The 15,416-nt window shown below is 42.4% G+C and carries 11 protein-coding genes; 6 read left to right on the forward strand and 5 right to left on the reverse strand.

Going from position 1 to position 15,416, the window contains the following annotated elements; genetic code table 11:
- Nucleotides 1-86 precede the first annotated feature (86 nt).
- From F9Y84_RS16375 to F9Y84_RS16395, 5 genes are all read left to right on the forward strand, one after another.
- Nucleotides 87-3,338, forward strand: a complete 3,252-nt coding sequence (locus F9Y84_RS16375) for a S41 family peptidase (RefSeq protein ID WP_192503299.1) — start codon at nucleotides 87-89, stop codon at nucleotides 3,336-3,338.
- Between the two features lie 442 nt (nucleotides 3,339-3,780).
- Nucleotides 3,781-4,158, forward strand: a complete 378-nt coding sequence (locus tag F9Y84_RS16380) for a ferritin-like protein (RefSeq protein WP_225740836.1) — start codon at nucleotides 3,781-3,783, stop codon at nucleotides 4,156-4,158.
- Nucleotides 4,155-5,015 carry an HvfC/BufC N-terminal domain-containing protein gene (locus tag F9Y84_RS16385; protein WP_147390709.1) on the forward strand — a complete coding sequence of 287 codons (861 nt, stop codon included), beginning with the start codon at nucleotides 4,155-4,157 and terminating at the stop codon, nucleotides 5,013-5,015. Before F9Y84_RS16380 ends, F9Y84_RS16385 begins: the two co-directional genes overlap by 4 nt.
- 288 nt (nucleotides 5,016-5,303) lie before the next feature.
- Nucleotides 5,304-7,316: a methyl-accepting chemotaxis protein gene (locus F9Y84_RS16390; protein WP_147390710.1), complete on the forward strand. Its 2,013-nt coding sequence runs from the start codon at nucleotides 5,304-5,306 to the stop codon at nucleotides 7,314-7,316.
- Nucleotides 7,317-7,706: 390 nt separating this feature from the next.
- Nucleotides 7,707-9,311 carry a methyl-accepting chemotaxis protein gene (locus F9Y84_RS16395; RefSeq protein ID WP_147390711.1) on the forward strand — a complete coding sequence of 535 codons (1,605 nt, stop codon included), beginning with the start codon at nucleotides 7,707-7,709 and terminating at the stop codon, nucleotides 9,309-9,311.
- A gap of 206 nt (nucleotides 9,312-9,517) precedes the next feature.
- Here F9Y84_RS16395 and F9Y84_RS16400 read toward each other — a convergent pair whose 3' ends face one another.
- From F9Y84_RS16400 to F9Y84_RS16415, 4 genes are all read right to left on the reverse strand, one after another.
- Complete coding sequence (locus F9Y84_RS16400) at nucleotides 9,518-9,916, reverse strand: hypothetical protein (RefSeq protein ID WP_128730637.1); 399 nt, start codon at nucleotides 9,914-9,916, stop codon at nucleotides 9,518-9,520.
- 277 nt (nucleotides 9,917-10,193) lie between these two features.
- Entirely contained in the window at nucleotides 10,194-10,949 is a 756-nt protein-coding gene (locus tag F9Y84_RS16405; protein WP_208723420.1) for a type 1 glutamine amidotransferase domain-containing protein, read from the reverse strand.
- Between the two features lie 387 nt (nucleotides 10,950-11,336).
- A complete protein-coding gene (locus F9Y84_RS16410) occupies nucleotides 11,337-13,241 on the reverse strand; it encodes a S9 family peptidase (protein ID WP_147390712.1) in 1,905 nt (634 codons plus the stop codon).
- A gap of 167 nt (nucleotides 13,242-13,408) precedes the next feature.
- Nucleotides 13,409-14,182, reverse strand: coding sequence for a helix-turn-helix transcriptional regulator (locus tag F9Y84_RS16415; RefSeq protein WP_147390713.1), 774 nt, complete (start codon nucleotides 14,180-14,182; stop codon nucleotides 13,409-13,411).
- Nucleotides 14,183-14,279: 97 nt separating this feature from the next.
- Between F9Y84_RS16415 and F9Y84_RS16420 the strand changes: the two genes are divergently transcribed.
- The gene (locus F9Y84_RS16420) at nucleotides 14,280-14,999 is read left to right on the forward strand and encodes a type 1 glutamine amidotransferase (RefSeq protein WP_147390714.1); all 720 of its coding nucleotides are present in this window, start codon (nucleotides 14,280-14,282) and stop codon (nucleotides 14,997-14,999) included.
- Between the two features lie 200 nt (nucleotides 15,000-15,199).
- Here the strand turns inward: F9Y84_RS16420 and F9Y84_RS21985 are convergent.
- On the reverse strand, nucleotides 15,200-15,416 hold a 217-nt coding region (locus tag F9Y84_RS21985; RefSeq protein WP_211091670.1), incomplete at its 5' end, for a hypothetical protein.

Genomic DNA, 15,416 nt, shown 5'->3' on the forward strand with positions numbered 1-15,416 from the left:
GACCACACTCCGCGTTGGGGTGTTTTTCACATTTTGAAACAAGCTACTCATCTAAATTGGGTGCATTTCAGTGCTTAATCGTTATTATGTATCAAAATAATAACGGAAACGCCTATATTATGATGAAAATAAAAACACTCGTGCTCGCCATTGCTACGGCAGCCGCGCCTTTTGTTTCAGCGTATCAAACAGAAGATACTCGCTTACTTCGCTTTCCTGACATTCACAAAGATAAAGTCACTTTTGTCTATGCTGGCGACATTTATATCGCAGATACCAATTCAGGGAAAAGTCAGCGATTAACTGACCACATTGGTTTTGAAACTTTTCCTAAGTTTTCACCAGATGGTAGCAAAATTGCTTTTGCCGCTGAGTACAATGGTAGCCGCCAGATCTATGTCATCAATGCCGATGGTTCAGGGTTAAAACAGCTCACCTATTATAACGATGTCGGCGCGATGCCTCCCCGCGGTGGTTTTGATTATCGGGTGATGGATTGGACGCCTGACGGCAAACATATCGTGTTCAGAGCAAACCGCACCCCATGGGGTAAACGCATGGGTCGCCCATATATGGTACCTGTCGAAGGTGGACTTGAGCAGCCGATGGCCATCCCAGAAACCGGTGGCGGTATGCTCTCGCCTGATGGCAGCAAGTATGTTTACACCCCTATCGACAGGGAGTTTAGAACCTGGAAACGCTCACGCGGTGGCCGTGCACAAGATGTATGGGTTTACGACCTTGAAAACAACACGTCTAAACAGCTCACCACTGATAAAGCAACGGATCAGCAACCGACTTGGGTAAATGACAGTATCTATTTTGTATCTGATCGTGACTATACACTCAACCTGTATAAATATCGCGACGGTAAGTCTCCAGTAAAAATGACTGACCACAAAGACTTTGATGTCTTGTGGCCATCAGCAGGTCCTGACGCCATCGTTTATGAAAATGGCGGTTACCTATATCGTTTTGATGAAGCGACAAAGTCTGCCAAAAAGCTAAACATTGATGTTACTGGTGTGCGCCAATATGCCATGCCTTACAGCAAAAATGTCAGTGATTTTATTGATTCAATGGATATTTCACATGATGGTAAACGTGCATTGTTTACTGCTCGTGGTGAGTTATTCTCTGTTCCAGTAAAACAAGGTCCAACTCGCAACCTTTCTTACACCCCAGAAGGCCGAGAGATTGAAGCTAGCTGGTCACCAAATGGCCGTTATATTGCCTACATGAGTGATAAAACAGGTGAATATGAGATCTATCTTAAAGATAGAGCAAATAACAACAAAACCATCCAGTTAACCGACAATGGTACCATCTGGCGCTTTACGCCAATTTGGTCGGCTGATAACAGCAAACTGCTCTTTGCTGATAAAAACCACACGCTATGGTGGGTTGATGCGAAATCTGGTGATACGCATAAAATTGATACCGCCAAATACGATGAAGATGGTTTAACCGAATACACTTGGTCACCTAACAGCGAAGATATTGTTTTTGTTAAAAACAACGAGAACCGCTACGCCTCGCTATGGCACTATAATATCAAAGATAAAAAGGTCACTCGACTGACTGACGAAATGACCAGCGAGCGTAACCCGACTTTCTCGCCAGATGGTAACTACATTTACTTTACGTCTGAACGCGACTACAACCTCACCTTTAGTAGCTATGAATTTGATTATATTTTCAACAACGCCACACGTATTTACAGCGTCGCGGTAAACAATCATATCAAGCCATTAAACGCGTTTGAAAGCGATGAGTTAAGCATTCAATCAGACGATGAAGCAAAAGCTGATAGCACCAAAAAAGAAAATTATATTGATGCCAACGGCTTTATGTCTCGGGTTGTATCCCTCTCCGCTCCAGCCGGTAACTACGGTGCGCTAACAGGTGTCGACGGTGGCGTTCTAACACTAACAGGTGGTGCATTAAAGCTACTTGGTAGCGAACCTGATAGCAAACTAGAAACAGTTGCCGAAGGGGTAAGCAGCTATAAGGTTGCCGCTGGCGGTAAGCATCTAATTGCTCGTGCTGGCAATAATTACAGTGTTATCGCACCTAAGCCAAAACAGGACTTAAAGAGCAGTCAGCTTGACCTATCTAAGATGACACTGAAAATCGACCCTAAAGTTGAATGGCAACAAATGTATGTAGAAGGCTGGCGTACATTGCGTGATTGGTTCTACGATGAGAATCACCATGGCCAAGATTGGGATGCAATTTTAGAGAAGTATCAGCCTCTTGCCAATGCAGTTGCGCATCGTAGCGACCTAGACTACGTACTAAGTGAAATTGCAGGAGAGATAAACGCCGGTCACATTTACGTGCAATCTGGTGATGCTCCAACAGCCGAGCGCAAAAAGCACGGCTTGCTTGGTGCAGAAATAAGCGCTCACCAATCAGGTTATGTGAAAATTGAACGTATCTTTAAAGGTGAAAATTGGCATGAGAACTACCGCTCACCGCTTGACGAGACTGGCGTCAATGCCAATGTAGGTGATTACATCATCTCTGTAAATGGTCGCTCAGTAAAAGAAGTAGTTAACTTTTATGAGTTACTTGAAAATACCCAGGGTGAGCAGGTTGAGCTGGTTCTAAGCAAGTCTCCAAGTGCCGAAAATAGCTGGAAGACAACGGTCAAGCCTGTTGCCAGTGAGCAAGGACTACGTTACATGGCTTGGGTGCAATCACGGGCTGACTACGTAAGCAAGCTTTCCGATGGTAAAATCGGCTACGTCCACCTACCAAATACGCATTATGATGGTAACCGTTCTTTATTTAAGAACTTTATGCCACAAACAACGAAAGAAGCGCTGATCGTCGACGATCGTTATAATGGTGGTGGTTTTATTCCTGAGCACATTATTACTTGGCTTGCTCGTAAACCGCTTAATTACTGGAAACGTCGTGGTGTTGAGCCAACAAAAACTCCACAATTTGCCCACGACGGTCCAAAAGCGATGTTGATCAACGGCTATTCAAGTTCAGGTGGTGATGCCCTACCTTACTATTTCCGTCAAGCAGGTCTAGGTAAGCTAATTGGTACACGCACTTGGGGGGGCTTAATTGGGATTTCCGGAAACCCAAGCCTTGTTGATGGAGGCCAAGTGATAGCAGCAACCTTCCGTATCCTAGATAATGACGGCAACTGGATCATTGAAAATGAAGGAGTAAGCCCTGATATCGAGGTGATAGATAGGCCTGAATTGATCCACGCAGGTAAAGACCCTTCTGTCGAGCGTGCTGTCGAAGAGTTATTAAAAGAGTTAAAAGACAACCCGAAAAAAACACTAACAGTGCCACCTGCACCAACTAAGTTTTAAATTCATATTCAAAGTGGTTTAAAGGGTCACCTTTAAACCACTTTTCAGCCTCGCTTAAGTCACCGGCTTCATCACTCACACTAGCACGTTATAAAAAAGTTACTGGTACGTAATACTCCGTAATCGAATTTTTCCTAATTTACGTCTACTTTTATCTCGTGTGTTTATTACATATACCTATATGCTTAAGTTCTAAGTTGCTTTAGGTACGCAATCTGTATCCTAACTTATGCCAATTTGCTTAATCACATGATCTATTTTGAGGTGAAAAGGCTGTACCAGTAATCAGGCAAAAATTTTGCTATTAAGTTGTTTTTAACATGAAATATTTAACGCTGTTCGTGCCTTGTTTACTCCTTAAAATTGAACACATATTTAAACAGATTAGTACTATTTAAGCCTGTGGTATTGCACAACATTCACCGTCACAAAGGAGCAAACCATGAATGTGCAAAACAAAACGGATCAATCTGTTGTTGAAGTAAAAGAAGAAATTGATGCCGGCGCGATGCTAAGTAATGCCCAAAAGCAACAAATTAAAGCCCGTGATAGTCAGTATAAAGCTGCTGATTTATCCTGTTTGAGAGCAATTGCACAGGCTGCAATTAATGTTGAACTCTTTACCATCCCACTTTACATGACAGGACTTTATTCAATTCAAGGAACTCACCAAATTGCAGATCCGTCAGATCTATACCCCGGTCGCTACTGGCCTGGACTTAGCCCAACAGCGGGATATATTCCAGAGCAAGAGACTGGCACCACCCTTAACGCCATTTCAACTCCAATCGTTAATGACAGAGCAGAATTAATCAAATGAAAACGCCAGATTTAACGCAAACTCAGCAGTGGCTTAGCACAGTTTTAATGGTGCGAGGCGACCTAGAACAAAAGCTAAATATCGCAGCCAACCCTCATGGTGTAATGCTACATGACTGTATAAAAAGTACGAAAAAATTGGGGGCGATGAGAAGAGTCGACATCTATGCAGCAGGCTATGTGATACGGTTGGTCGAATGCCTAAAGGGCGAGTTTGCGCTGCTTAACCAATTTATGGGAGAGGAAGTGTTTGAAACATTCGCCAAAGCTTTCATCGTCAGCCTCCCCTCAGAGTCTTGGACACTGCATCAGCTTGGAGGGCGCTTCGCTGACTTTCTAAGACAAACAAAACCCATTGGAGATTTTTCCGCTCATCAGCAAGCGATGCTGAGTATACCCGCAGAGCTTGCCAAGTTTGAGCGAGCAAAAGCACAAGCTCTACTAAAACCCGGACCAGAAACCGCCCTGCCCACCCCAGCAATAAATGAAATAGAGCTACTGTGTGGGATAGCGGAGGACTTTACTATCGCAGTGCCAGAATCAGCACAGCTTATTCATACCGACTACCCCCTGCTACCACTTATTGCGCAACTTGAGCAATCTACACCATACACGATACCAGAGCCAATGCAGACGCATATTGCAGTGTCTCGACAGCAATACCGTATCAAGGCTTGCACGATAAGCGATTGGCAAGCAGACTTTTTACTCCATCTACAAACTAAGCCTCTGCGCTTACGAGATGCAATAAGCTCCTGTGCTCATCACACCAATGTGGCTGTACAAACGCTCCATTCACAGCTAGCCGTTTGGTTACCAAGCGCAATGAATGTGGGGCTGGTAATGCGAGTACCGTAGCAGTAAAAGCCTCTTTAGCCTTTAGGTGAGGTAGGGTTCTCACTGTTTCACAACACAGCGGAGCTACTTTTAATTTTAGCCTATTTGACTTTTTAAACTATTATTTAATCTGGGATTGAAATCGGTTAGTTATGCAAACCTCGATTTTTAACCAACCACAATATCGTTTCGCTGGATCGGCAGCTGATCGTACAAAGGTGACATAGCTATGCTCATTTTTGACTTAGGCTCATTGAACGATAACTCTACGGGCAAGGAAAAGCACGCTATCTACCAAATAGGTGTGTTATGAATTTAAGTAAAAAGCTCTTTGTAGCGTTCGGCGCATTAATACTGCTAATGACTTGTTCGAGCGCATTTGTTTGGGTTAAGGTTTCAACCGAAACAGCTCGAGCATTAGAAGTTAAAAATGACGACTTACCCGGTATATTGTTATATAACAAACTCATCGATATAGAGCATAAGCTCAAAACATCAGCGCTTGAATACATCAACGGCGACATTAGTAAAAAAAGCGATTTCAACCAGTTATTTGCTCAATTTAAGCAAACTCAGCAGGAGCTGTACAAGTACGAGTCAGCCAAGCAATCTGATCGGGAAAAAATGGCAATAATCTTAAATACCATGACTCAATTTCACGAAAAAGTTAACCGCCAGGTGTTCGATTCCTATGATCCCACATCTCACGAACGGATCAAAAGCCGCGTCTATAAGCTCAAACAAACCATAGGTGAAGATTTAGAGTCCATTTTAGACAAAGCCAAAGAGCAAGAATTCAATGATGCACTGCAGTCTACCAATTTACAGGAATCCCTCAGCGATGATTTACCTGGCGTGCGCTACTACCTTGAGTTAGTCGATGAATCAGGCGATATGCTCGCGGCAATTATTGCCTACACCATGGGTGAACCGGGAGCAAAAGCAGAATTTAAGGAAGATTCTGATAGTTTCAAGCATTATCTCGCAAAACTCAAACCACTTGAACAAGAAGAAAACGAAGTAAAAGACATTGCAACCATTGAGTCAATGTATGATGAAATTCAAAAAGAAGCGGAGTACATATTTAGCGAGTATGACGGCGGTGCAAAAGCTCGTGCAGTAGCTAGCCTTCAGCAGCTCGACAACAGCTTATTGGTCGAGCTTGCAAAAATTCTCAGTGTTTCATCTGAGGAAGAGCGCCACGATGCAGAGAGCGCACTCGACTTGCTAGTAGATGGATTAAATACCACGCTACTTATCATCATTCTAATCACATTGATTGCCGCAATATTCGGTGCAACCATTGCATTTTTCATCAGCAAATCAATTGTTTATAGATTGAACAAGGTACTGGAAGTGGCTGAACGGATCAGCGAAGGAGATATATCCCAACCAGATATTAGTCACGACGGTGTTGATGAAATTGACGGTCTTGCGGATGCCACAAACAAAATGTCAGCATCGCTGAATACTCTACTTGTGGCTATCACTAAAGTGGTTCACGATGTACAAGTCTCCAGTAATGAAATCTCGGATACTAATAGCCAGATAGCAAACAGAAGCCAAAGCGCGTCAGAGCAATCTACACAGGTCGCAACTGCAATTGAGCAAATGAGCGCAACGGTTTCTGAAGTAGCCTCGCAAAGCCAAGTCGCTGCGGGGCATGCAGATCAAGCCAGAGTTTCAGCCAGTGCAGGTGGCGACTCGGTTGGTCAAACCATAACTAAAATAAAAGAAGCATCAAGTAATGTACAAAACACCGCTGATAATGTAACCAACCTAGGAGAGCTTAGTAATCAAATTGGTAATGTAATAAGTGTGATCGGTAGTATCGCAGAGCAGACGAATCTACTGGCGTTGAATGCAGCCATAGAAGCTGCTCGTGCAGGTGAGCAAGGGCGGGGTTTTGCCGTGGTCGCAGACGAAGTAAGGACATTAGCAGAAAGAACATCCAAAGCCACCGATGAAGTAGTGTCAACAGTTCAATCTATCCAAACACAGACGGAGCATGCCGTAGCCTCAATGGAAAGCAGCGTTGCACAGGTTGAGCAAAGCGTTACTATGGCTGAAAAAGCCGGTTCGCTATTAGAAGACATAGTAAAAGGCGCATCGGAAATCGCAACGATGATTCAATCTATTGCAACAGCAACTGAGCAACAATCTGTTGTGGCCAGTGAAATGGCAAAAGATATTGCTCACATAGAGCAATCTAGCCAAAGTTCATTGAATGATACTCAAGTCGCTGCGCATTCGGCCAAAGAACTAAACCAACAAGCTAAAGCACTATCGGAGTTAGTTCAAAGATTTAAGCTAAAACGTTAGCAAATTAAGTGCGGTTAAAGCCACCGCACCTCTCCTTATCAACAATTATTCTTATTCGTCTCAACGGGTTTTCACATCCATAAATTCGCCTTTTAAATGACTGATTCACGTCAAATAAAATTCAACTAAGCGCAATAAATAATGCAATAACCCTCAATCCAGTGTATAAGTAAATCAGTGCAAAAAGCCTCTTTACGCTGCGTGCTATATATCTAAAAATGAAATACTCCAGTATGTCTAACTGGCCTATCTCATTTTCCTCGATGGCATTTAATCATAACAATTCGTTACGATTAAACGCCATGAAACCGCAGCTTTACTAAAAACTAATTACAGTGCACATAAAAATAATCTATCTCAATAAAGACTCTCTACTTTCTGGTTGTAACAATGAAGCTAAGTAAAAAACTCTATTTCGCATTTGGTACTCTGGTTTTACTCATGACACTATCCAGTATTTTCGTATGGTTTAAGGTGTCGACTGAAACAGCACGCGCACTTGAGATCAAAAATGATGATCTACCCGGGATGATCTACTATAACAAATTATTGGATATAAGTCATAGACTTGAGGCATCTGCACTGGAATATGCTAATGGTGATCTGAGTAAAAAGCGTCAGTTTAATGAGCTATTGGAAGACTTTAAGGAAACACACGAAACCTTGTATTTCTATGAATCAGCCAAAGCATCTGATCGGCAAAAGATGGCAGAGATTATTCGCTTGATGTCTCAATACCATAAACAGATAGATGCCACGATTTTCTCCAGCAACGGTAATGCACAAAGCAGCACCCGTGCTATTCAGCTCGCCGACACAAACTATCTCCAACCTTTGAAGAAAATATTAACCGTCTCTGCAACTGAGGAACGAGACGATGCGACTCAGTCTCTCGACCAGTTGGTTAATGGATTAAACTCAACGCTTTTGATTATTATTACTATTTGTATAATTGCCGCGATATTAGGCTTAGTAATTGCTTACTCATTAAATAAATCTATTATTACCAGATTAAATCAAGTACTAGAAATTGCTGAGCGTGTCAGTAATGGAGATATTTCTCAACCTGATATTATTCATCAAAACCAGGATGAAATAGACAGCTTGGCAACATCAACAAATAAAATGGCAGCCTCCCTTAACCACCTTCTAAAAGAAATTAGCAAAGTTGTCGGTGAGGTGCGTACCTCTAGCCACTGTATTGCTGAAACAAATAATCAGATAGCTGTGCGAAGCCAAACATCTTCAGATCAATCAACCCAAGTGGCTACCGCAATTGAAGAAATGAGTGCCACAGTGTCGGAAGTGGCAGCACAAAGTCAAATTGCGGCTGGGCACGCAGAGCAAGCTCGCTATCTTGCTAGCCAAGGGGGTAAATCCGTCGGCGAAACAATAGACAAGATAAGAGCCGCGTCAAAGGACGTACAAAACACCGCAGACAATGTTACTAGCCTTGGAGAGCTGAGCAGCCAAATTGGTAATGTGATAGGCGTCATAGGTAGTATTGCCGAGCAAACTAACTTGCTCGCGCTCAATGCAGCCATAGAAGCAGCGAGAGCTGGAGAGCAAGGACGAGGCTTTGCTGTCGTAGCAGATGAAGTTAGAACCTTAGCGGAACGCACTTCACAAGCCACTGAGGAAGTCGTTTCGACAGTACAGTCAATACAGCAACAAACTGATCACGCGGTCAACTCAATGCAAAGTAGCGTCAGCCAAGTAGAGCAAAGTGTCGTGATGGCCGAAGTCGCTGGCTCTCAACTTGGAGAAATCGTGAAAAGTGCCTCAGAAATTGCTTCCATGATCCAATCTATTGCAACAGCAACAGAAGAGCAGTCAGTTGTGGCAAGTGAAATGGCGCGTGATGTTTCGCATATTGAAGAATCAAGCCGAAACTCACTGCAAGACACTCAAGTTGCCGCACGCTCTGGTGAGGCTCTGAGTACCCAAGCAACAACACTGGCGCAGCTTGTACAAAAATTTAATTTGCGCACGTAAGGTTGATCAATCAAGCGCTTTATTGCCATTTTTAATCTATAAGTTAAACCTTACGTACTTGTGTCTCAAGTGCGTAAGCATTCTTATCTTGTAGGAATGAATATCGCGGCGCAGACGCCACTCTCAATTACGCAATAATTGGCCTATGAAATGGCTAGCTTACATCTATAACCCGCGAATTAAATTAGCCTCAGGTAGGGTCGAAACTAATTTCTTGTGTAAACTTGGAGCAATGGGAATTTACTCTCACCAAACGATAACGTTAACGAGAGGGTTTCCCCACCATTAAAGTGCTCTGAAAGCTCCATAGGCATGATCCGTTGACCATTTGCCGTCAATGCTAGCAGGTGTTTGTGCGTTAATGTGCGCCGTCCACTTGATTGGTTTTTAAGGGTAACTGTTGCAAATCGTTCACCGCTATCATTACTCATCAGCACAGCGTTAAGCACTGTAAAATCACTGCTGTCTGGATACACCTTAGCATCGTTTGGAAAGGCCAGCTCCATATGACTTGGTACTACACTGTCTATTGTCAACGCCTCTTCTGCAGCTTGGCTCTGCACAGCCAACAACATCCAAAGCGCGCTCATTATCCTTTTATACATTTTTTATTTTCCTATTCCTGTGAACTGTTTAACCTGAGACAGGGACTATGAGTAAGTTAGCTCGTTGTTTTTGAAAATGGAAGTAGCGCCAAACCAAACGTGTTAAAAAAGACATCCCTCATCCGAAGCTCAGATTACTCGAGTATGCCTACGATTTATATACGCTATAGCTGCCAACTCACTTGAAACTCAACTAGCTTAACAAGACTTGTCGCCACACAAGCTACTTTCTGTTGAACACAAAGTTGTGAGCCTTTAGTAAACCCCGCAGGCTGCGTCAATTATTTGCTCTTAGCTTCGCGATAACTCTCTCAGCGAGCAGTGTTGCTGATGCTGGGTTTTGTCCCGTAATTAACTGACCATCTTCTATTACATTGGTTTGCCATGCAGCTGCTGAGGAGTAAATACCGCCACGTTCGATAAGCCGGTTTTGCAATAGAAATGGGACGATATCCGTTGTCCCTAAATCACTTTCCTCTTGATTGCTAAACCCTGTAACCCGCTTACCTTTAACTAAATAATCTCCGTTCGCAAGTTTAACATTCGTGATCGCTGCTACACCATGACAAACAGCAGCAAGTACTCCATTTTTATTTAAAATATCGGAAGCGACACGCGCAACATCACGATTGTCAGGGAAATCCCACATAGGCCCAGATCCGCCACTAAAAATTACCGCATCATATTCATTTGCATCTATTTGGTTTAGTGGGATCGTATTGATCACCTTAGTCATTAACTCCGCGTCATTTAAAAAAACCTGATGGTAATCGTCCCACTCAGCCAATGCTTTTGCATCTATTGGTGCAAGGCCACCTTTAATGCTGGCAATATCCACGTTGATATTAGCCTTTTTGAAACGGTAATATGGGTGTGTTAATTCAGGGAGCCAAAACCCTGTTTTTCGCCCCGTAGTGCCAAGTTGATCATGGCTGGTTAGTACGATTAATACTGTGTGCTCATTAGATGCGTTTGCCGCCGAAGTAAAACTGCCAATCGTCAAAATAAAAATCAAAAATATCTGTTTAATCATATGCTAATCACCCTATTTTTTTCAGTGATTACACTGTAGCGCGCTTCATTACCTACTTCATTTACATAGGTTGATAACACCTGAAAGTTAAACTCATTGGACTCAAATAGATTGATCCAACTCAAGCATTGCGATAAAGGTTGCTTGTTAGCGACACTTTTACTTTGTCTATATGGGATAGCTATCTTGTTGATAGCACACTGCCGTAGCAAGGTTTTTGACAGCATTTTTTTATTGGAGAATAAGTTTCTTAATTACGAAGATTACGATTAAAAGTCGCAGATACAACATTAACCGCCTGTTTTTGTATCGGAATAACAACGACTCAAAGACGTTGCTATTCCGCGTACAGTTTTATTATTCAATCAATGATGATTGTTATATTGACTATAGTGTCTCATCTAACCACTTGAAGAATTCGCGCTGCCATACTATGCCGTTTTGCGGTGTCAGTACCCAGTGGTTTTCTTCAGGGAAATATAAGAAACGGCTTTTTAGTCCACGTAATTTAGCTGCCTGAAAAGCTTGCATGCCTTGGCTTAGAGGAACTCGGTAATCTTTACCACCATGGATCACAAACATGGGAGCATCCCATTTGTCGACATAGCTGATTGGATTAAATTGCGCGTAAGCCTTGTTGATTGCCGCGTTATTTTTCTCCCAATACGCACCACCAAGTTCATTGTTCACGAAGAACATTTCTTCCGTTGTGCCATACATACTGCGTAAGTCAAAAATACCACAGTGAGAGATAAAGGTTTTAAATCGCCCTTCATGTTTACCAGCTAAGTAAAATGCAGAGTAACCACCAAAACTTGCACCAATAGCTGCAATTCGTTTGTTGTCAACGTAAGATTCTTTAGCCACATTATCTATCGCATCAAGGTAGTCTTGCATTACCTTGCCACCCCAGTCTTGGCTTATGTCTTTATTCCACTTCACACCATGACCTGGCATACCACGACGATTTGGCGCCACCACAATGTAGCCCTGTGATGCCATCACTTGGAAATTCCAGCGGTATGAATAAAACTGAGACAACGGTGACTGCGGACCACCTTGTAGATATAACAGGGTTGGATATTGCTTGCGCTTATCAAAATTAGGAGGATAGATCACCCACGTTAGCATATCTTCACCGTCTTTTGTCTTCACCATTCGTTTTTCAACATTCGGTAAATCAAGACCTGCATACAGTGCTTCGTTTACGTTGGTTAGCGCGACAAGCTTTTTGCTATTGAGATCAAAACGGAAAATCTCTTTCGCTTGGTTCATGCTATTTCGCGTAACCACCAGCTGACCATCCAAGGCTGCAACGATGCCATTGACATCAAACATACCCTTGGTTAACTGCTTAATTTTTGGCTTATCTTTTGTTTTACGATTTACTGCAACCTGAAACAGCTGAATTGTACCGTCTATTGGCGCGATAAAATAAATGTGCTTACCATCGTGGCTCCATTCAAAGCTACTCACCGTGCCATCCCAGTGTGCCGTCAGGTTTACTTCTCTTTCATCCAGATTAACAATTATGTCGTTTTTATCAGCTTCGTTACCAGGCTCATCCATACGCAAAAAAGCAAGCTGGCCTGTTGGCGAAAATTCAGGGCTTTTATCATAACCTAAGTTTTGCTCTGTCAGGTTTGTGGTTTTCTTACTGGCTAAGTTGTAGCGATAAATATCAGTGTTGGTGCTTGTTACATACTCTGTGCCGGTCAGTTTTTTACTGACATAGTAGATATTCTCACCTTTAGGGCCCCAAATGTAGTCACTGGAGCCACCAAATGGTGACGTTGGACTATCAAAAGGCATCCCTTTCATAATGTCGACTTTTTCTTCCGTGATAAGGTCTTGATAAAAAACATGTTTAACGCTGCCATCTTTCCATGTATCCCAATGACGGTAGTTTAAATCGTCAAATACATAAGCATTGGCTTGAGTTAATGCTTGGTATCTATCTGTGGCTAAAACAGACTCTACTTTAACGCTATCATGGAATAACTTTTTGCTACCATCAGGTGACACATTGTTATCTGATAGCACTCCCTGATAAGCGGTGAGTAGCTGCGCAGTGCCGCCTTTTAATGGTACTTGATACACTTTACTATCAAAGTCATTATTCTCAACGCTTGGTGTAGTAACTCGGTAAATCACATGTGTTTTATCTTTAGATAACCCAAGTGCACTTACGCGCTTTACTTGCCATAGCTTCTCTGGGGTCATTACCTCTTGGGCTGATACCCCCACTATTGGTGCTAACCCTAAGCTAGCACATAAAAAAATTCGCAACATCGGCAAATGTCTCCACTAATCAAAACCCAGTTAGACTACATAATAAGAAGAAAACTTAAAAGAATACGCGACAAGATACTTTAACCCTAAGCAAAGTTGATGAAGCATGGCCACTTTACACTATAAGGTGATGGAGTTTTACTCAATGTAGTAAGCCAGCCTGCGTTTTACTGTAAGTTATCAGTACGGTACTTTTTTGGTGTTTGGTTGAATAGCTTCTTAAAAGCTTGGACAAAAGCAGAGTCAGAGGCATAGCCCAGCTCAACGGCAACTTCCTGTATGGTTTTTTGCGAGTCCAACAATTGCAAAGATAACACTAACCTTATGTTTTGCCGCCATCGTGCAAATGATTGAGAAAACTCTCTAGCACATAATCGAGACAAAGTACGCTCTGAAGCACCCACTTTAGTTGCCCATTCCTTTAACGTAAATGAAAGATATGGCTGCGCTTTTAGTTGGGAGAAAATGGATAAAAGCCGCTTATCAGCAGGAATGAGCAAAGGGATTTCATAACTTGTTGCCACATCAATTTGATCTCGCAATACCGTCAATAAATGCGTGATATTCGCTTGTGGTTGCTTGTGCGTATTGGTTTCAAACAGCATTAATATCAATGCTTTGATAAAGGGTGTGACCTGACAAGATTTAGGTTGCTGCGCATATTGAACATACTTTTCAGGGTTGAGGTAAATCGCTAAAAACGTTGTATTGGTCACTGCGATGGATTTATGAATTGTATGTGCAGGTATGTAAAGCATGCCATTGTGAGGCACTATGCTACGTTTATCCCCAATATTTGACTGTAGTAGCCCTCGCAATGGAAACACGATTTGGTGCCACGAATGACAGTGGAAGTCATCAATATAACCAGCCGCCATATTAATCGTCTTTGTTATGAATTGTGTATGCGGAGCGTTTTTGATTAGGTCATTTGCTTGCATTTTGGCGACTTATCAACATTAAACGTCAGTTATTATAAATGACGCCATGATAATTTGATATAACATCTATGGCTTACATTAATCGAAAGGTTGAAAGATGAATATTCACTTTATCATCCATGAACATTTTGAAGCGCCCGGTGCCTACGAAGTATGGGCTGAAAAACGCGGCCACACCATCACCTACTCACGAGTTTATCAAGCCGAACCACTTCCAAAAAGTATCGAAGACATAGATTTTTTAATAGTAATGGGCGGCCCTCAAGATCCGTCAACAACGATTGAACAATGCCCACATTTCGATGCAAAAAGTGAGCAAGCTATTATTTTAAGCTCCATTACAGCAGGAAAAGTTGTGCTTGGTATATGCTTAGGAGCCCAGCTTATTGGTGAAGCACTAGGAGCAACATTTGAACCTAGCCCTGAACGTGAAATCGGAAAATACCCGATAACCTTGACAGAAGCCGGGATGCGACACCCGCTATTTAGTCATTTTGGGCAAGTATTGGGTGTGGGTCATTGGCATAATGATATGCCAGGGCTTACCAATGGAGCACAAGTAATTGCATATAGCGAAGGGTGCCCAAGGCAAATTGTCGCCTATCAAGAGTTGGTATATGGCTTCCAGTGCCATATGGAGTTAACGAAAGAAGTCGTCGCATTACTTATGGCAAATGAGGACTTAACTAAAGCGTCTCACTACCGATTTGTCGACGAACCAGAGGTATTACTTAATCATGACTATCGAGAAATGAATCAAAAGCTGCATGATTTTTTAGATAAGTTAGAGCGCTTTTATAGCAATTCGCTTAATTAAGTGGTCTGCAACAGTTAGCATTTAAACGATATAACGTGATATGAAAGTGTTTAAGTACTACGGTTGCCCATACCTGAATAAAGCGTAGTGCTTTTTAGTTTGTTTAACAGAGGTAACACTATTGCAACCACTGAATAAAACGCCGACATAACACATTCTACTATAAGCTCTTCAGATTATGAGCACCGCGCTCGTGTTTTTTAGTTGTAGGCACTGCTGTTCAAAAGAGTACATCTTTTCAAATGGCGATTTTCCTCTCGATGTCCGCTTTGTTCTTTGTGGTGTAGGTCGCAGGGCGGGATCGCACTTTTAGCTAATTTATGATCAAATAGCGCCAATCCCATTGCTAGGCGCAACCAATGAACCTGATTGAACACCTTACAGTTGTAGAAGAAACTCGCTCTGATATTAACAAAA

Source organism: Pseudoalteromonas peptidolytica (genome assembly GCF_012641745.1).
Lineage (GTDB): Bacteria > Pseudomonadota > Gammaproteobacteria > Enterobacterales > Alteromonadaceae > Pseudoalteromonas > Pseudoalteromonas peptidolytica.

Bases quoted from the DNA above. Each gene is read 5' to 3' on its own strand.
- F9Y84_RS16375 (WP_192503299.1), top strand. From the start codon at position 87: ATGTATCAAAATAATAACGGAAACGCCTATATTATGATGAAAATAAAA.
- F9Y84_RS16380 (WP_225740836.1), top strand. From the start codon at position 3,781: ATGAATGTGCAAAACAAAACGGATCAATCTGTTGTTGAAGTAAAAGAA.
- F9Y84_RS16385 (WP_147390709.1), top strand. From the start codon at position 4,155: ATGAAAACGCCAGATTTAACGCAAACTCAGCAGTGGCTTAGCACAGTT.
- F9Y84_RS16390 (WP_147390710.1), top strand. From the start codon at position 5,304: ATGAATTTAAGTAAAAAGCTCTTTGTAGCGTTCGGCGCATTAATACTG.
- F9Y84_RS16395 (WP_147390711.1), top strand. From the start codon at position 7,707: ATGAAGCTAAGTAAAAAACTCTATTTCGCATTTGGTACTCTGGTTTTA.
- F9Y84_RS16400 (WP_128730637.1), bottom strand. From the start codon at position 9,916: ATGTATAAAAGGATAATGAGCGCGCTTTGGATGTTGTTGGCTGTGCAG.
- F9Y84_RS16405 (WP_208723420.1), bottom strand. From the start codon at position 10,949: ATGATTAAACAGATATTTTTGATTTTTATTTTGACGATTGGCAGTTTT.
- F9Y84_RS16410 (WP_147390712.1), bottom strand. From the start codon at position 13,241: ATGTTGCGAATTTTTTTATGTGCTAGCTTAGGGTTAGCACCAATAGTG.
- F9Y84_RS16415 (WP_147390713.1), bottom strand. From the start codon at position 14,182: ATGCAAGCAAATGACCTAATCAAAAACGCTCCGCATACACAATTCATA.
- F9Y84_RS16420 (WP_147390714.1), top strand. From the start codon at position 14,280: ATGAATATTCACTTTATCATCCATGAACATTTTGAAGCGCCCGGTGCC.